We start from the raw sequence: 17721 nt of genomic DNA, 5'->3' as shown, positions 1-17721 counted from the left end.
TGAGGCTATTTTTATGGCATAATAGTGGAAAAGGGGATAGGGAATTTGAAATTGGAGATTTGAGGGATTTGAAATTCTCCAGATGTCCAAAGTTTAGATTTGATTTCACAAACCTTGCAACCTTACCACTTTCCAACTTTCCAACCTTTACCAAAATGTGGAAAAATTACCTGAAAGTCTCCTTTAGAAACCTGAAAAAGCGGAAGCTTTACTCAGGAATCAATTTACTCGGCTTGACAATAGCCCTGGTTAGCTTCTTTGTGATTTCGCTCTACATTCATCACGAGTGGAGTTATGACCGAATGTATTCCAATGCGGATCGGATTTATAAATTCAATCAGGAGTTTGTCTCAGGTGGAGAAAAACAACTGGTCGGCACGACACCTTCCAGCTTAGTACCCACTTTAATTGAGGAGTTTCCGGAAGTAGAAACAGGAACGCTCGTTTTTGATTTGAGTATATTTTCATCCGTCATGGTGAATGCCGGCGAGGGAAATCAGGAAGAATCCCGCTTTGCCTTTGTGGATGAAAATTTTTATCAAGTCTTTGACTTTAAGATTATCGCTGGACAGCGCGCTAGCCTTCTCAATAATCCCAATCAATTGGTTTTGACTGAAAGTACTGCCAAGCGATACTTTGGTTCTGCTCAAAATGCAGAAGGAAAATCTTTGAAAATCAATGATCAAGAATACTTGGTCACAGGTGTGATGGAAAATTTCCCAAGTAACAGTCATTTGGACTTTGATTTTTTAGCCTCCTTCAAGACTCATCGCCATGGAAAAAATCCGGAGTGGTCACCCAGCAACTATTACAGCTATGTAAAATTGCGAGCGGATGCGGATTTGGAACAGTTTAAGGCCAAACTGCCAAAGATGGTGGAGAAATACCTTGGTGAAGCTCAAAAAGAGAATGGTTTTGAAACTGCTTTTTATGCACAGCCTGTCACAAAAATTCACTTAGGCGATCAGTCGCTGAGTTCTGTAAAACCGGGAACTGACATCAGGTACCTTTATATCTTTGGACTTGTAGCTTTACTTTTGATTGCTATTGGGATCATCAACTATGTAAATCTCGCTACAGCAGAGGCTACCGAGCGAAATAAGGAGGTAGGACTACGCAAGGTCATGGGGGCTGACAGATTGCAACTATTCGGTCAGTTTGTTTCGGAATCATTGATTTTGACGGCTGGAGCGGCAGTTTTGAGTTTGTTGATTATTTATCTGGTAGCCCCGCAGTTTGCCAAATTGGGGGGAGTTCCACTGGACTTAACTTTGTTGTTTTCAGTGCCGGGCATCTTGGCTTTGGCTGGGTTGGTCCTGACAGTTGGATTTTTGTCCGGGCTGTATCCATCGGTCATCCTTTCGGGTTTGGAGCCAATCAAGGCCTTGGGCAACAAAGTAAAAATCGGAGGTGGCGCATGGGTTAGAAAGTCCCTCGTAGTGTTTCAGTTTTTTGTATCCATAGGATTATTGATTTCCACTTTTGTAGTCAAAACCCAATTGGATTACATGCAAGAAGTCAATTTGGGATATCAAAAGGAGCAGGTGGTAGCCTTGCCCTACCATTACAACATGCGCAAATCCATTGAAACTCTTAAGCAGGAAATGCTCCGAACCGGCGCTGTCGAATCCATTGCCTTGGCTTCGGATATGCCGATTTTTATCAAGGCAGGATATAGAATTTTTCCGGGAGGAGACAATCAAAATGAATTTATGATCACGGGTTATTCCGTAGACAAAGACTTAGTCAAAACCATAGGCTTGGAAATTTTGGAAGGAGAAAACTTTCTGGACACGGATCTTTCCAGAACAATGGCCTATGATTCCTCAATGGAATACCCCGTCATTTTAAATGAATCTGCACTTCAGCAGCTGGGTTGGAATGCCGGGGAAGCTATCGGAAGAAAAGTGAATTTTGGAGGAGGGATGGCCCATGTCAAGGGTGTTGTTAAGAATTTTTACTTCAATTCATTGCACCATGGAGTTGGTCCCCTTGCGATATTTATTGATCCTGAGCAAGCCAATGTTTTACTGCTAAGACTTCCTGCAGGGAATCCTGCTGTACATCTTGCAAGGCTTGAGCAAACCTGGAAAGAAATGGCTCCTGACCGACCTTTTAATTACAAGTTTGTCGATCAGGAATACGCCCAATTGTATCGCTCTGAAGAGCGCGTTGGGGCAGTGTTTGGACTGTTCTCCGGAATTGCGATTTTTATCGCCTGCATGGGATTATTCGGTTTGGTGTCTTATGTCGCCTTACGGAGAACCCGTGAAATAAGTATTCGGAAAGTACTTGGAGCAACGCAACATGACGTCCTCTCCGTCCTTTCCGCAGACTTTTTCAGGCTGTTGGGATTAGCTGCCGGTTTGGCTATAGGCTTTGGATTGTGGTTTACCGACGCTTGGCTTGCAGCCTTTGCCAATAAAGCCTCCATCGGAATCTGGCCGTATCTGTATGCTGTTTTGATCGTCCTGCTTTTGGCATTGATCACAATCGGGTACCGAAGCTGGAAAGTGTACACCTTAAATCCTTCCAAAACTTTAAAGAGTGAGTAATTGATGTTTGATGTCGGATGACCCATGTTTCCTAACCTCCAAACTCCTGTGCTGAGCAGCTTGCCCGCAGAGGTGGGCAGTCGAAGCATCCAAACATCCAAACCTCCTTACTTCCATACTTCCTTACCTCTAACCTTTCAACTTTACAACCTTACAACTTAACAACCTTACAACCTTACAAAATGATCCAACTCAAAGAAATTGATAAATACATCGAATCGCGTTTTCAGCGGGTATTTATCCTCAAAGGAATTAACCTTACCATCAACGAAGGGGAATTCATCACGCTCATGGGCCCATCTGGAGCAGGAAAATCTACGCTCCTTAATATCCTCGGTTTGCTGGATGAGGACTATGCAGGTGAGTATTTTTTTGGAGATAAAAGTATCCGAAAAATGAAGGATAAAGAGCGCTCCAGCCTGCATAAAAGTGAGTTTGGATACATCTTCCAGGCCTATCATCTGATCGATGAACTCACAGTTTATGAAAATATTGAAACGCCATTGCTCTACCGTAGTGTCTCCTCCACTGAGCGAAAAAGCATCATTGCCAATCTCTTGGACAGATTCAATATGGTGGCCAAAAAGGATCTTTTTCCTGCGCAACTCTCAGGAGGTCAACAGCAATTGGTAGGCATAGCCAGGGCAATTGCCGGACGTCCCAGAGTGCTTTTGGCCGATGAGCCAACAGGGAATTTGCACTCAGGACAGGCCAGAGAGATCATGGAGATATTCCAGGAACTTCACGCCGAGGGAACAACCATCATTCAGGCAACCCATGCCCGTGAAAACGCCGATTTCGGCACCCGATTAATCAATTTAGTAGACGGTAGAATAGAAACTGATGAAGCGATTGCAAAATAAACTCTCCATTACCACGCTTTTAGGCGTCTTCCTGTTAATCGGAACTGTCAAAGCTCAAGATACCATTCCTTTGAATTTTGAAATGGCAGTGGATCTTGCGCTGAGCAAAAATCTGGACTATAAAATCCAGGAAAACAATATGTCCATTCTTCAGCGGGAGAAGCAAGTAGCTTTTCTTTCCCACCTGCCCAATGTGGGGGTCTCCACCAATTTTGCCAGGCAAAGTGGTCAGCAGTTCCAGCAAATCGAAGGTGAAATTGTGGTGACCAATGTGACCAATGATATCGTCGGCGGCAACCTAAGCATGAACATGCCTTTATTCAATTCCGGTCGAAGAATTCTGGATACCCAATCCGCCAATCTCGCCTTACAAGCGGGAGAAAAAGGACTAAACCGGGCTAAACAACAAGTGATCTTTGATGTGTCTCAAAGATATCTCCAGGTATTGTTGGATCAGGAATTATTGCGAATAGCAGGCGAAAACTTAGACAATCAAAAGCAACAGCTTGCTCAAATCGAAGGTTTTGTCGACGCAGGCTTAAGAACCATTTCTGATCTATACAATCAGCAATCCGAGGTGGCAAGACTTGAATCTGTAAAAGTCGATGCAGAGATTCAACTGCAAAATGACCTTTGGTTATTGAGCGAATACCTCCAATTGGCCCCCGGTGTGGTACCGGCAATAGAATCAGTGGAACCTATCCGCGAGACAGGTTCTTTCGATGGCTTGGACATTGTTCAACTCTATGAACTGGCAACATCCAACCGTCAGGATTTAAGTCAACAATCCTTGCTTGCTACATCTTTTAAAAAAGACATGCAAGCCTTGAAAGCGATGTATTTTCCGAGATTGAATGCTTTCTACAATTACAACACTTTCTTTACCTCACTTGACAGTCGTTCCCTTCGGGAGCAGTTTTTAAGGATTTACCCTCAGAATACGCTGGGTATTGGATTAGTGATTCCTATTTTCACAAACTTCCAAGCTCGGCTTGATGTCACCCGCAGTCGCGCGGCATATGAAAATCAACTACTTCGCAAGGAATCGATCGAGCGAAAAGTCTACCAAGATGTGAAATTGGCCCATCAGAATTACTCTGCTGCCCTACGAAAGGAGAAAAATTCCCAAGTCCAGGTTTTGGCTGCCGAAGAGGCATTTAAGGCCGTGAGCGAGCGTTTCCGGCTTGGGCTTTCCAGCTTTGTAGATATTTCAACAGCCAATCAAACGATGGTGAGAGCGCAAGCAGATCTTGCGCAGGCGGTTTATACCCTTTATTTCCAGGAGGTCTTAATGAAATTTGCATTGGGTACCTTGGAGTTTTGATCAACATGAGCAGGAAGAATTTACTACAGACCTGCCTTCGGTAGTCAGGGTCTGCCAAGGTTTGTTGCTACAAAGGCTCGAATGAACAAAGAAGAACTTCAAGGATAACAATAAATTTTCACCACAGAGGGCCACTGTTGATTCAATGGATTTTAAAAAGCAGTCCGAAGACTGCATAATTATGGGTCCAAGCCCGCCTGCATCGGGCAGGGCTGAAGTCTTGAACCAGTTGGGGATCGAAGGCATAAAAGTTTTCTGACAAATTGGAAAATTTCAAATTCTAAATCCCCTTAATTTTCTTAATGGTTAAAAAGACAACAATGGATTTTCATAGGCAAAAAAAAGACAAGCCTATTAGGCCTGTCTTTCAGTTGGTTGAATTGTGGTAGTTGGTGTATTACAGCATTGAGAAGAACATGTCCAAATCCGGGATAAGGACGATACGGGTTCTTCTGTTCAAGGCCATATTGTCTTTGCTGTCATTTTCAACCAAAGGCATGTATGAAGATCTACCGGCAGCAATCATTTTTTCCGGTGCAACTTGATATTTCAGTTGAAGCATCCTGACGATTGAAGTAGCTCTTTTAACTGACAGGTCCCAGTTATCCTCCAAAGCCGGGGTAGAGATTGTTCTTGAGTCAGTATGTCCCTCTATCATGACTTGTAAACTTGGTTCAGCGTTGATTACTTCAGCAAGTTTTTTAAGCAAAGGTTCTGCCTTTGAATTGATTCGATAGCTGCCTGTGGTAAAAAGTAATTTATCCGAAATCGAGATCATTACTACTGTTTTGTCGATATCAATTTGAATGTCATCAGCATCCCCTCCCTGCTCGGTGATATTCTGTCTGATATTATGTCCGATGGCAAGGTTGACTGAGTCCTCCAAAGTTTTGGCTCCGGCAAGCAAGCTTGGATCTACTTTGGTCAGGGTCTCTTTCATTTTAGTTTTGGAATTTTTTGACATTACAGCAGCACCTTCAATACTCAGCATCCCGCTGTTTTTCTCGGACAATTGATCATTGGTCTCCCGAAGCGAGTTGATTCTGGAATTGTATTCTGCTACGCGAGCTTCGATGGCTGACATTTTTTCCTCCAATTCAGCTTTCTCTTGATTGGTGACGGCTAGTTCTGTTTGAGTTCTAAAAAGGTTGCTTTCAAGTTCCGTGTATTTCTTTTTTGACACACAAGAGACTGTCAGGCTTAGGCCAATGATGCCTGCAAGAATTAATGATGTTTTCATCTGATTATAGTTTTTTTTTAAGGCTAGATGGAATCTCGCTTGGCTAGGAATCGTCTTAGTGTTTGGCGTTTTTGTTCTGCTCGATTTCATATGATTATAATTTGTTTTTCAAAGGCCATTTGGAATCTCGCATGAAGGAAAATCATTACAGTGTGTGACTTTTTTTCATGCTCGATTTCATGGCATTTAGTTTTTGATTTCCTCTTTTAATCCAAAAAAGCCGCCACATCAGTAAAATTTGCTTGTGATTAACATAATAGGCGCTGAAAAAGTCCTTCAAAGCTTCAAATCAGCTAATTTGAATTTTTCAAATAGGAATTGGGCAAAAAAAAATGTCCCGATTTCTCAGGACAATTTTGGCATAAGTGCTGATAAACTCCCCAGTATGAGGAGTTGATTTAGCTTATTCGCTCAATCTATTGATGATTTTGAATTCATTCATCACCCGATAGGCAGCCCTTGTAATGTCAGATTGAAAACTAGGTGATTCCTGATCAAATTTAGCAGCGGTGTATCCTTGCCATATCGTGCTGCCCTTTTTAGAGTCAATGACATAAATAACCAACATGCCATTGTTTTGGGCGTATTTGACCTGATTATACGTTTCATCTTTTTCCTGCTCTCGCTCGATTTCGCCTTCCTCATTGCGATAGGTCATCCCTGTCCTGTTGAGCCAATAATCAAACTCAGGTTGCACATACCCCCGATAGCGTATCGAGTCAGAAAAAATTTTGTAACTCACCAGCATATCCGGTTTGTTAAGTTGCTCCCGATAACCCTGTGAACCCAATCTTGCCCCTATGGTAGCATTGAGAACACTCGATAAGGGCGAGGACTCATTTTCACCCGACTCTACAAACGCAAAAGTCCTATATTTTTTAAATGACCCAGTATAATTGTAGTCGTAATCGGTTACATAATCTTTGGAGGAAAAACAGGAGGCTGTAATCACAATAAGGATTAGGAGGAGGGCAGATGAAATTTTCATGGGTTACTAAGATTTGGTTGTTCGGGATATCTACATAGCTATGGCGGGGGTTTAACCCTAGGATCTGAAATTTTGTTTTGTCAAGTCTTTATTTTTCAGTGTTCTAGCAAATCTAATTTATCACAATCTGTTCAAAAAATGTGTTTTTTTTCAGAATCATATCAAAAAATCACCGAGAATTCATTTTTTGGAGAATAGCTGGTGAAAGGCACTGAATTGGAGTTGGGTCTTCGAACGGAAAGTACTTGTTTGTTCCATCACTCCAATTTGCAATGCCAATTTCGGTGATGTACGATATCCCAAGCCTAAATAGATTCTGTTACGATCAAAAAACTGAGAATTTTCTGTTGGCTTTTCTCCATTAATGAAAATCTCATCATATACCTGCAGGTAAATGGCGCCTTTATCACTCAGCTCTTTGGTATTGAGGGGAACATTCACGAAAACCGCATAGCGATAGCGGGTCCGAAAGTCTGATTCTTCAATCCATCGCTGCTCGTATCGATAGCGGTGCGTAAGGCCGATTTTACCAAGCTTCTGTCTCAAAATAACCTCTTGATAGATCCTGTTTTCATGGAAATCTTCCCTGGATTCTCCCAAAGTCCCTGTGTTAATGGATGCATACCCTGCAAGGAAACTTACTTGGCCTGATTTCAAATTATACTGAAGCCCCGTTCTGATAAGCAGTTGCTCAAGATCACCAAGGACATTGTGATTACGATGCTGTAATTCCCCATGAATTGCCCAAGGAGACTCAGTAAATCTGAAATTCCCAAAATACATGTACCAAGCTCCCAACTCGCTTTCCTCTTGGGAAAAAGCAGGAATGGAAATCAGTACAAATAGGATAAGGATCAGAACTTTCTTCATGTGGGAAAAATAGTAAAATAGTGTCAGTAAGTTAGAGTCAAGATGACAGATGTCAGTGTTTGTACTTCCACAAAAAGAATTGACTGTACCAATAACCAATCAACCTATAACTTACTAACCTCTAAGCCCAAATTCAACCTCTACCTACTGATAAAATCAAACTAATCCTGTAAATTGATTTAAACTTTTTAGATATGAACCAGGAAAAAAGAAACTGCCTACATTGCGGAAAACCGATTCAGGGTAGGGTAGACAAAAAATTCTGTGATGACAGCTGCAGAAATACTTACAACAATCAACAAAATGCCGATAGCACCAACCTGATCCGAAATATCAATCATACCCTAAAGAAAAACAGAAATATCCTTCAGACATTGATCCCACTAGGGGAGGATCTTTCCAAGACAACCCGGGAGCGACTGATGCGAGCAGGGTTTAATTTCAAATTTTTCACCCATAGCTACCAAAACAAAAAAGGTAACCTTTACCATTATTGCTATGACTTCGGGTATCTCGAACTTGAAGGAGATTGGTTTTTGATTGTTAAGGGGAAGGAGATTTAGTGGGATTTTAAAAAAAAACAATTAGTTAAATTATTTGTTTCCGCAAAATAAAGCTTGATCCTTGGCCTTTGGCTTAAAGGTTTAATCCTTAAGGATTAATAGGATCAACAGTCTTTAATTTTTACGATTTTACAAAAAACTCCGTTTTTTAAAGGAAATCGCTAAATTTGCCCATATTTTGATATCAATTATTTAAACTTCTATATGCGTAAACTCGCTAGTGCATTAGGTATTGGACTCCTTTTTTGGGCTTCTATGGCCTGTGTTTCCAATGAAAAAATCATCTACCTGCAAAATCTTAATGACAATCAGGTAATTTCTGAGGATGAACTGATTTCGTATGATATACCGGAGTACAAGCTTCAATACAACGACATTGTCGATGTCAACATCCAAACCGAACAAGACTTTCTTTTAAACGGATTTAATAATAAGACTGCTGCTGCTAATCAGCAAATGCAAGTGGCAGGTCAAAGTGGTGGAGACATCTACTATATGACTGGATACACAGTTGATAGAAACGGAAATATCCGCCTTCCAATTGTCGGAGAGATTCAAGTTCAAAATAAATCATTGGAGGAAGTTCGGATGCAAATTGAATCTCAGCTTAAAGAATATGTTAAGACTGAAGTTTATGTCAAAGTCAAACTCGGTGGTATCCGATATTCAGCTTTAGGAGAATTCAAAAGACCGGGTAAATTTGTGGTATTACAGGACAGAATGACCATTTTTGAAGCAATCGCCAATGCAGGTGATCTTACCAATATCTCCAAACGAGATGAAATTTTACTCATCCGTCAATATCCTGAAGGAACAAAACTTCATCGCTTAAACCTAAATGATCGTCAGCTGATTCGATCCCCCTATTATTTTATTCAGCCTAATGATCAGATTTATGCCGAACCCATGAAAGTTCGTGAAGTAGGAGCAGGTGAAAATGCTGCCCAATCTTTGGCCCTTATTATTTCTGCAATAACGGCAGCAGTCCTAATCATCAATGTCGCTACTCGATAAAAATGTATCCGAATTCTCCTCAAGCTAACCCCGGTCAGCAGTCTCCCTTTATGGTAAATCAGGAAGATGAGATTGATTTAAAAGTCATCCTTTTTAATTACCTGCAATATTGGCCTCTTATAATTGCATTTGCCTTTTTAGGTTTGCTTTCAGCTTTTCTGTTTAATAGACTCACGACCCCTATTTACAAGGTGGAATCGACAGTAATTGTCAAAGACGATAACGCTTCCCTTGGTTCTGATCTGTTTGAATCTGCAGGGCTAATGGGACTGCAAGGAAAAAGTAACATCGAGAATGAAATCGGAATTCTCAAATCTTTTTCATTGGCACAGGCCACGTTGGATCAACTTAACTTGAATGTCAAATACTACAAAGAGGATTTTTTAAAGAAAACTGAATCCTATGGTAATTTCCCAATCTATGTAAATGCAGACTGGACCAAATCCCAAGTGGTAGGAGGACTCTTTAAGGTGGAAGTGGTCGATGAAAATACTTTTCTACTCAGTGTGGCAGAAGATGAGTTTTCAGTCTTTAACCCAAAAGACCCTTACTATAAAACCAAGTTAGAAGAACTTGCCCTGAAGCCTGCCATCCACCGTTTTGGCGATCCGGTGAAAGGTGAATTTTTCGAGTTCATAGTCGAAAAAGTGTCTGCCCTTCCTCAGGAAGTCTTTTATTTTCAACTGATTGACACGCCCTCACTAGCTCTATCTTTCAGGGAAAAACTCTCCGCGGCACCATCCAACAAACAGAGTTCTATTGTCATACTAAGTCTCGAGACCCCGCTCAGGAGATTGGGAGAAGACTACCTCAACAAGCTTATGGAAACTTACCTGCAGCGGGAGTTGGATGATAAAAACAGAACGGCCGAAAACACCATCCAATTCATCGATCAACAGCTAAGTGGCATCACGGATTCATTGAGAGGTTCTGAAAATAAACTTCAAAAGTACCGCTCCGAAAATAAAATCTTTAACCTTTCCCAAGAAGGCTCCATCATTTTTGAACGACTTTCTGAATTTGAAAAGGAAAAAGGAGTAAACGAAATCAACCTCAAGTATCTCCAAACCCTGCGCAATTACCTTGCAAGTGGCCAGGCAGGTGAAATGGTTGCACCCTCAATAGTCGGTACAGCCGATCCGCTTCTTAATACTTTGGTTCAAAGTCTATCTGAAATGCAAGCCGACCGGGTAAGACTCACAGCTAATTTTTCAGATCAAACTCCTCAAGTCCGCGATATCAACGCCAGAATCCAGAATACTACCAAAGCCTTGCAGGAAAATGTGAATTCTGCAATCGTGAATACCCAAAATGTCTTGGCGGATTTGAATGGTAGAATCCGAACCATCGAACGGGAAATTAATTCACTTCCGGCGACCGAACGGCAATTGTTGAGTTACACCCGTCAGTTTACCATCAACGAAAATATCTACATCTATTTCCTACAGAAAAAAGCTGAGGCAGAAATCACACAGGCATCCAATATGCCGAGTAACATGATTTTGGATTATGGTAAATCCGGTCAGCTGCCTGTAGCGCCAAAGCGTTCCCTTAACCTCCTGATTGGACTGATCTTAGGGCTAATTTTACCAATTGGCTTTATCACAATTAAAGACTTCCTCAACACCAAAATTGAGGATCCAAAAGAGCTTGAAAAGCAAATAAAAGTGCCCCTGATTGGTATGATCGGAAGAAACAGTTCGGAAGATGCACTGCCGGTGTTTAACAGCCCAAGATCATCTGTCACTGAATCTTTTCGCTCCCTCCGTGCTGATCTCGCATATTTGAGTCCCCAGCGCCAAAGCCTTACACTGCTTTTTACCTCTTCGATTTCTGGAGAAGGGAAAACATTCGTTTCCATGAATATGGCATCGGTCTTTGCGCTAATGGGTAAAAAAACAATATTGATTGGCTTGGATCTTCGAAAGCCAAGGATTGCCCAGGACTTTGGCCTGATCAATGACAAAGGAATGAGTACCTGCCTGAGCAGTGACAAATCTTGGCAATCAGTCGTAAAGCCATCTGGATACGAAAATTTAGATGTGATCCTTTCCGGACCGATTCCCCCTAATCCCGCAGAATTACTTCTTCAGGATAAATTCAGAACCATTATAGAGGAAATCAAACTCGAATACGATGTTGTAGTATTTGATTGTCCTCCGGTTGGCCTGGTTTCAGAGACAAAGGAATTATTTGGATTTGCGGATGTGAGCTTTTACGTGTTCCGTCAAGGATACTCCAATAAAGCGGATGCCCAAATTCTAAATAATTTAGTGGAAAAGGGTGGAATCACTAAGATCTATGGTATTCTTAATGACCTGCATATTGATAAAGGATATGGCTATGGTTACGGCTATGGCTATGGCAGCAATTCTTATGGATATCACGAAGAAGTCTACCTCCCCTGGTGGAAACGGGCACTCAGAATACGCAAGTAATTCTTGGTCTTTTTGACACATAAAATACCCTAAGAAGTCCTCCTGATTTTTTAGGTCATTTATTAATAATATTTAATCGATTATCGGAAATATCCTGATTTATTTACTATTAAAACTCCGCTAAACCTTTGAAACCCCTCAGGTCTAGACCTTTAAAAGGCTTAAATTTTTCAAAAAATGAACTTTTTTTCTTAACTAATAATTTATTATTTTTTGAATGACTTAATCCATGAAAAAATATAAAATTTCGTATAAAATTTGTATTATTTACTAATTTTTTTTTACGCCAACTATTTTTAAAGTGGAGTTTTTTATTAATTTTGTTCTAGCATCGATTGTTATTTTGGCTTAAGATTTGTGTCCAAGTTACCTCCTCCTTAACTAACTTATTTTAATTGATTGCAATAGTTTAATTTTTAAAACCCAAGAAGAGATGGACTATTTTAAGGGATTTTTGACAGGACGCACCTACGTTACTAAAAGAGTAGCCGGAGTTAATTTCCGTTATTCGTATTCGGATAAGCCGGTTTTTTTCGACCCCTTCGGTATGCTTGATGAGTTCAAGCAAAGGTCTTCAGACAGTTCTGTACAACGTATTGAATTAAAAACCTCATTTTCAGAACCTTTTCCAGGCTTTATTTATCCTGTAGCGAAGGATTCCCCATCTGTTCAATGTACTTGTTCTAAAAATGGACAAGAACTAAAAACCACAAGATTTACCTTCAAAAATGGAATCTATCCGGTAAGCTTTTACCGGTTCGAACTCAATGGAAATTTGGTGGGAACATTTAGACGGCAATATGACTATGGTGCCCAATTTCAGACTATTGGTCTCCACCTTGCCACTATCATCCAAAGTGCAATGGATCCGGAAAAAGAAAAATGGCTTTGGGAAACTGAAAGTGGTGCCCAGATTTTTTTGGAGAATTTTGGCAACTCTCAGCTTTGGGTTTTTCAGAATTCAGAGCTCCTTGACATTTAAAAATAGGCTGTATAAATGAAACGCAACACACCGCATTTGAAAATTGTAAACCTTATTTCTGGAAGTAAAAAGCATTTTCTTGAATATGAAAAAAACAATAAAAAATTGGATATTAAATGAGTTCAGAAACAACTCAGTTTCGTACCTTTAATCTTAATACTTACATAAAATGGATTAAATCTTCGATTTGAGGCTCATTTTTTAAAAAACCGGTAAACCTAAAATAATTGAGTCTTCTGTGACTCAGTTTCAAATTCACAATCAGCTAAGACTAGCGCGTAAAGAGCATTTAAAAAAGAAAATCAGCCCATACCCGGATAAAACAATCCATAGTTCTAAGGCTGATTCATTTCTTTTTTTTCGCGAAGCTGGGACTGAAAGGGCGAAGCTGTATCTCATACTGTCTTGTGAAAGGGTTGTTTATTTGATTTAACTTTCTCACAAAATTCCAATTAGGCCATAGCTACTGAGCACTGACAAACGCCAACAGCTGATTAATTCTCCGAAAACAGTTTGGATCCTGTTTCAAAGTAGAACGCTGTTTGGAAAGCTTCCAAAATCTGAATTCAAAGTATTCCACGGTATCAGCAATCCTGTAAATATAGTTTCAAGTAACTTTAAACTGGATCCTTTTAAATTGATTCTTCTGATCTTTTCCGATTATGTCCTCAGGGAGCGCTCCCGAAAAACAGAAGTTTTCCATTCAGATTTTCGCTGCTTGGAAATGGCTTCTTCTGAATCCATGGATTACCTTAAAAAATCATTCAAAAACTTTTAAAACAAGGATTTGAAAGCGATGAAAACATAGAATCTATTAAAATTCTATACCTTGCCAAAGGTTCAAGCACCTGGCTCAGATCACTGTCCTTCCAAAATGAGAGCTGCTACTTATTAAACAGAAACCTTTAAAAAGGAAAATAAATAATCTTGTTCTAACCTTGAAGTCAAGTGGTTCCATAGGATATAAATAACACTAACCCTTAACCAATTAACTCTCAAACCTTCAATACCCAACCATGAAACGAATACTAGTCACCGGAGGCGCCGGATTTTTGGGATCTCACCTTTGTGAACGATTACTGAGTGAAGGCAACGAAGTGCTCTGCGTAGACAACCTTTTCACAGGAAGAAAATCCAATATTCACCATCTCCTCGATGATAAGAATTTCGAATTTCTGAGGCACGATGTGACTTTTCCTCTCTATGCTGAGGTGGACGAAGTGTATAACCTTGCCTGTCCTGCCAGCCCTGTTCATTATCAGTTTGACCCGGTTCAGACCACCAAGACATCCGTAATTGGTGCCATCAATATGCTCGGCTTAGCCAAAAGGCTTAGAATAAAAATCCTTCAGGCCAGTACTTCCGAAGTTTATGGCGATCCGGAAATACACCCCCAACCCGAATCCTACAAGGGCAGTGTAAGTACCACCGGTATCCGTGCCTGCTACGATGAAGGAAAGCGATGTGCCGAGACCCTCTTTTTTGATTATCACCGACAGCATAAAGTTGCGATTAAGGTGATGCGGATCTTCAACACCTATGGTCCAAGAATGCACCCCAATGACGGCAGGGTAGTCAGTAACTTCATCGTTCAGGCCTTGAAAGGTCAGGACATTACAATCTTTGGAGATGGCACCCAAACCCGGAGCTTCTGCTACGTGGATGACAACATCGAAGGGATGTATCGCCTGATGAATTCCCGGGACGGATTTACCGGGCCCGTGAACATTGGCAATCCCGGTGAATTCACCATGCTGGAACTCGCCCAATTGGTCATCGAAATGACCGGAAGCAAAAGCCAACTGAAGTTTTTACCACTTCCTCAGGACGATCCTATGCAGAGACAACCTGTTATCGATTTGGCAAAAAAGGAACTCGATTGGGAACCGAAAGTAGATCTCCGAACAGGATTAGTGAAGACGATAGCCTATTTTGATAACCTGCTGAAGGTTGGATATTAGTTAATTGTTACGCGGTGGCGGTATGTCAGTCCGAGCGAAGTCGAGGACTCCCTTCGGTCGGTGAGATAGGGGGTTCACACGGAATGGACCACTATAATGCAGTCTTCGGACTGCCATCCATTGGAGATTTCAGCAAACTTTACACTCCAGGGTAAATAATTCTTTAACCGCAAACCTGCCTGCCGGCAGGTAGGGAACACAAAGAAGCGCAAAGGATTTTCACCACAGAGTTCTCAGAGAGAAGGAGTTTCTAAAATTTGATCTTAAATTGGACTTAATTGCTACTTGGCTCGACCTGCCTTTTCAAGCTAACAAAGGCTCTTCGCTTCGCTCTGCAAACTGATCACTGCGACTGATCACTGATCACTGCGATTGCCAACTGCACACTAAACACTACTCCTAAGCACTACGTATGCAGAGTGGAGGCAATAAGTATATGACATTCATTATTAAGGAAAAAAAAATGATATGGAAACATTAATTGTTAAAGTTGATAATAAGAAGAATCAAGCCTACCTAAAGGAGTTGCTTCTTAAACTAAATTTTGTAGTAGAAGTTAATACTGAATCTTTCTCCGAACAAAATCAATTATCCGGATACCCAAATGTTGCTGGAAAATTGCATACATATTCAGATGCAAATAAATTGAAGGAAGAAGAAACAATTTGGAAGAAAGTAGTTACTGAGAAGCATGGCATTCATTGATGCAAATTATATCTTGAGATATCTGCTGCAAGACAATCCAAAGCAGTTTTTGATAGTAAAGGAGGTAATCGAAAATCAGGAAATTTCCCTAACTGACTTTATTTTCGCTGAAGTAGTTTATGTTCTTGAGAAAGTATATTCGGTGCCCAAAAGTGATATAAAAGAGTCTTTGGGAGGGCTCATAAAGTATAAATACTTATTCATGGAGAATAAAAATGTTATTCTTAAATCCCTGCAAATTTATTCCGAGAATAAAATTGATTTCGCTGATGCGCTACTCATTGCTTACCATCAAGAAAGTTCCAATACCATCCTTCATACCTTTGATAAAAAGATTCTCAAAATAATATCCTTAGAATAACCGTTGAATTCGTACACTCTTGAGACATACGGGAACACTATAATGCAGTCTTCGGACTGCTATCTATTGGAGTTTTCAGCAAACTTTCCACTCCTAGGTAAGTAATTCTGTAACCGCAAACCTGCCTGCCGGCAGGTAGGGAACACAAAGAAGCGCAAAGGAATTTCCCCACAGAGATTCTCGGAGAAAACGAGCTTCTAAAATTTGATCTTAAATTGGACTTCATTCCTTCTTGGCTCCACCTGCCTTTTCAAGCTCACAAAGGCTCTTCGCTTCGCTCTGCAAACTGCCCACTGCGACTGCAAACTGACTATTTGGTAAAAAATCTCTGCGTTCACAGCGCCTCTGCGGTGAATCATTTTTTCACCACAGAGTTCTCAGAGAGAAGGAGATTCTAAAATTTGATCTTTAATTGGACTTCATTCCTACTTGGCTCTACCTGCCTTTTCAAGCTCAGAAAGGCTCTTCGCTTCGCTCTGCAAACTGACCACTTACAATTTACCCACAGCAATGCTAACCCCAATACAAGACAGTAAAATCGCCATTATCGGCTTAGGTTATGTCGGCCTTCCGCTTGCAGCTGCTTTTGCAGAAAAATTCAAAACCATTGGCTATGATATCGATCCAAAGCGGGTAGATGAACTCCAAAAAGGTCATGACCGAACACTGGAAGTAGAAGATGCATACCTCCAAAAAGTTTTGGCCAAAACATATCTGGAATTAGAGGAAAAAGGAAAGGGTTTGATGATAACGGATGCAGTTGGACCAATCTCTTCTGCCAATATTTACATCGTAACTGTTCCAACACCGACCGATAAGAACAACCGACCTGTTCTGACTCCTATGCTGAAAGCCTCAGAAGCGATCGGTAAAGTCTTGAAAAAGGGCGACGTGGTGATTTATGAATCCACTGTTTATCCCGGAGTGACAGAAGAGGAATGTGTTCCTGTATTGGAAAAATTTTCGGGTCTGAAATTTAACGAAGACTTTTTTGCAGGATACTCACCGGAGCGAATCAATCCGGGTGATAAAGAACATACTGTCACCAAAATCCTGAAAGTAACCTCCGGAAGTACCCCTGAAATCGCGGAATACGTGGACCAGCTTTATAAGTCCATTATAACTGCCGGGACTTTCAAAGCTTCCTGCATTAAAGTGGCCGAGGCAGCCAAAGTGATTGAAAACTCACAACGTGATATCAATATAGCCTTTGTCAATGAGTTGAGTAAGATTTTCAATTTACTTGATATCGATACTCAGGAAGTATTGGCAGCAGCAGGTACCAAATGGAATTTCCTACCATTTAAACCCGGACTTGTGGGTGGACATTGTATCGGAGTGGATCCGTATTATTTGGCCCAAAAGGCTCAGGAAGCCGGTTATCATCCGGAGATAATACTGGCCGGTCGTCGACTCAATGACTCCATGGGAAAGTATGTCGCTACTGAGGTGATCAAACTAATGATGCGCAAAGACCTGAAGGTCTTAGACTCCAAAGTGCTGATTTTAGGTTTTACTTTCAAGGAAGATTGCCCGGATGTCCGAAATACCAGAGTAATAGATATTTATAATGAACTCAAGTCTTTTGATATGGATGTCTGCGTCTATGATCCTTGGGCAGACCCGGCTGAAGTCCTGCATGAATACGGTGTAACGGTCATCAATGGCGGGACCAAACCTAATTTAGAAGATTATTCGGCCATTATCCTGGCAGTAGCTCACCAGGAATTTCAATCCTGGCCGATTCAGAAATCCGGAAATCAGGTGGTGTTTGATGTTAAATCGGTTCTGGAAAAAGATAACGTAGATGCAAGACTTTAGAAGAACAGAAATAATTTATAGGTAGTTATTTTAAAT

The 17721-nt window shown here is 40.9% G+C and carries 14 protein-coding genes; 11 read left to right on the top strand and 3 right to left on the bottom strand.

The window, feature by feature from the left end:
* The first annotated feature begins 155 nt into the window (after positions 1-155).
* The 3 genes from Q8M62_RS21470 (at position 156) to Q8M62_RS21460 (ending at position 4742) form a co-directional block, all read left to right on the top strand.
* Positions 156-2555 carry an ABC transporter permease gene (locus Q8M62_RS21470; protein ID WP_304899554.1) on the top strand — a complete coding sequence of 800 codons (2400 nt, stop codon included), beginning with the start codon at positions 156-158 and terminating at the stop codon, positions 2553-2555.
* Between the two features lie 182 nt (positions 2556-2737).
* Complete coding sequence (locus Q8M62_RS21465) at positions 2738-3418, top strand: ABC transporter ATP-binding protein (protein WP_304899553.1); 681 nt, start codon at positions 2738-2740, stop codon at positions 3416-3418.
* Complete coding sequence (locus Q8M62_RS21460) at positions 3399-4742, top strand: TolC family protein (protein WP_304899552.1); 1344 nt, start codon at positions 3399-3401, stop codon at positions 4740-4742. Before Q8M62_RS21465 ends, Q8M62_RS21460 begins: the two co-directional genes overlap by 20 nt.
* A 397-nt stretch (positions 4743-5139) precedes the next feature.
* Here the strand turns inward: Q8M62_RS21460 and Q8M62_RS21455 are convergent, their stop codons facing one another.
* The 3 genes from Q8M62_RS21455 to Q8M62_RS21445 all read right to left on the bottom strand — a co-directional run bounded on the left by Q8M62_RS21455 (position 5140) and on the right by Q8M62_RS21445 (position 7840).
* On the bottom strand, positions 5140-5982 hold the full coding sequence (locus Q8M62_RS21455; RefSeq protein ID WP_304899551.1) for an OmpA family protein: 843 nt from the start codon (positions 5980-5982) through the stop codon (positions 5140-5142).
* A 403-nt stretch (positions 5983-6385) separates the two neighbouring features.
* Positions 6386-6970, bottom strand: a complete 585-nt coding sequence (locus Q8M62_RS21450; RefSeq protein ID WP_304899550.1) for a DUF4136 domain-containing protein — start codon at positions 6968-6970, stop codon at positions 6386-6388.
* Between the two features lie 180 nt (positions 6971-7150).
* The gene (locus Q8M62_RS21445) at positions 7151-7840 is read right to left on the bottom strand and encodes a DUF2490 domain-containing protein (protein ID WP_304899549.1); all 690 of its coding nucleotides are present in this window, start codon (positions 7838-7840) and stop codon (positions 7151-7153) included.
* Positions 7841-8034: 194 nt separating this feature from the next.
* On the opposite strand from Q8M62_RS21445, the gene Q8M62_RS21440 reads away from it, so the two are divergent.
* The 8 genes from Q8M62_RS21440 (at position 8035) to Q8M62_RS21405 (ending at position 17685) form a co-directional block, all read left to right on the top strand.
* A complete protein-coding gene (locus tag Q8M62_RS21440) occupies positions 8035-8403 on the top strand; it encodes a DUF2116 family Zn-ribbon domain-containing protein (RefSeq protein WP_304899548.1) in 369 nt (122 codons plus the stop codon).
* 204 nt (positions 8404-8607) lie between these two features.
* Positions 8608-9417, top strand: a complete 810-nt coding sequence (locus Q8M62_RS21435; protein ID WP_304899547.1) for a polysaccharide biosynthesis/export family protein — start codon at positions 8608-8610, stop codon at positions 9415-9417.
* Between the two features lie 2 nt (positions 9418-9419).
* The gene (locus Q8M62_RS21430; protein ID WP_304899546.1) at positions 9420-11855 is read left to right on the top strand and encodes a polysaccharide biosynthesis tyrosine autokinase; all 2436 of its coding nucleotides are present in this window, start codon (positions 9420-9422) and stop codon (positions 11853-11855) included.
* Between the two features lie 433 nt (positions 11856-12288).
* Positions 12289-12837: a hypothetical protein gene (locus tag Q8M62_RS21425; protein ID WP_304899545.1), complete on the top strand. Its 549-nt coding sequence runs from the start codon at positions 12289-12291 to the stop codon at positions 12835-12837.
* A 1016-nt stretch (positions 12838-13853) separates the two neighbouring features.
* Entirely contained in the window at positions 13854-14798 is a 945-nt protein-coding gene (locus Q8M62_RS21420; RefSeq protein ID WP_304899544.1) for a UDP-glucuronic acid decarboxylase family protein, read from the top strand.
* A gap of 468 nt (positions 14799-15266) precedes the next feature.
* Positions 15267-15503 carry a hypothetical protein gene (locus Q8M62_RS21415; RefSeq protein WP_304899543.1) on the top strand — a complete coding sequence of 79 codons (237 nt, stop codon included), beginning with the start codon at positions 15267-15269 and terminating at the stop codon, positions 15501-15503.
* Positions 15490-15864 (top strand): PIN domain-containing protein, encoded by a 375-nt coding sequence (locus tag Q8M62_RS21410; protein ID WP_304899542.1) that lies wholly within the window; start codon positions 15490-15492, stop codon positions 15862-15864. Before Q8M62_RS21415 ends, Q8M62_RS21410 begins: the two co-directional genes overlap by 14 nt.
* Positions 15865-16374: 510 nt before the next feature.
* Complete coding sequence (locus Q8M62_RS21405; RefSeq protein WP_304899541.1) at positions 16375-17685, top strand: nucleotide sugar dehydrogenase; 1311 nt, start codon at positions 16375-16377, stop codon at positions 17683-17685.
* Positions 17686-17721 lie beyond the last annotated feature (36 nt).

The sequence above is a fragment of the Algoriphagus sp. genome (assembly GCF_030694375.1).
In the GTDB taxonomy this organism is placed as follows: domain Bacteria; phylum Bacteroidota; class Bacteroidia; order Cytophagales; family Cyclobacteriaceae; genus Algoriphagus.
Note: the sequence above shows the minus strand (reverse complement) of the source record. Positions and strands in the feature narration are given on the sequence as shown.

Bases quoted from the DNA above. Each gene is read 5' to 3' on its own strand.
- Q8M62_RS21470 (WP_304899554.1), top strand. From the start codon at position 156: ATGTGGAAAAATTACCTGAAAGTCTCCTTTAGAAACCTGAAAAAGCGG.
- Q8M62_RS21465 (WP_304899553.1), top strand. From the start codon at position 2,738: ATGATCCAACTCAAAGAAATTGATAAATACATCGAATCGCGTTTTCAG.
- Q8M62_RS21460 (WP_304899552.1), top strand. From the start codon at position 3,399: ATGAAGCGATTGCAAAATAAACTCTCCATTACCACGCTTTTAGGCGTC.
- Q8M62_RS21455 (WP_304899551.1), bottom strand. From the start codon at position 5,982: ATGAAAACATCATTAATTCTTGCAGGCATCATTGGCCTAAGCCTGACA.
- Q8M62_RS21450 (WP_304899550.1), bottom strand. From the start codon at position 6,970: ATGAAAATTTCATCTGCCCTCCTCCTAATCCTTATTGTGATTACAGCC.
- Q8M62_RS21445 (WP_304899549.1), bottom strand. From the start codon at position 7,840: ATGAAGAAAGTTCTGATCCTTATCCTATTTGTACTGATTTCCATTCCT.
- Q8M62_RS21440 (WP_304899548.1), top strand. From the start codon at position 8,035: ATGAACCAGGAAAAAAGAAACTGCCTACATTGCGGAAAACCGATTCAG.
- Q8M62_RS21435 (WP_304899547.1), top strand. From the start codon at position 8,608: ATGCGTAAACTCGCTAGTGCATTAGGTATTGGACTCCTTTTTTGGGCT.
- Q8M62_RS21430 (WP_304899546.1), top strand. From the start codon at position 9,420: ATGTATCCGAATTCTCCTCAAGCTAACCCCGGTCAGCAGTCTCCCTTT.
- Q8M62_RS21425 (WP_304899545.1), top strand. From the start codon at position 12,289: ATGGACTATTTTAAGGGATTTTTGACAGGACGCACCTACGTTACTAAA.
- Q8M62_RS21420 (WP_304899544.1), top strand. From the start codon at position 13,854: ATGAAACGAATACTAGTCACCGGAGGCGCCGGATTTTTGGGATCTCAC.
- Q8M62_RS21415 (WP_304899543.1), top strand. From the start codon at position 15,267: ATGGAAACATTAATTGTTAAAGTTGATAATAAGAAGAATCAAGCCTAC.
- Q8M62_RS21410 (WP_304899542.1), top strand. From the start codon at position 15,490: ATGGCATTCATTGATGCAAATTATATCTTGAGATATCTGCTGCAAGAC.
- Q8M62_RS21405 (WP_304899541.1), top strand. From the start codon at position 16,375: ATGCTAACCCCAATACAAGACAGTAAAATCGCCATTATCGGCTTAGGT.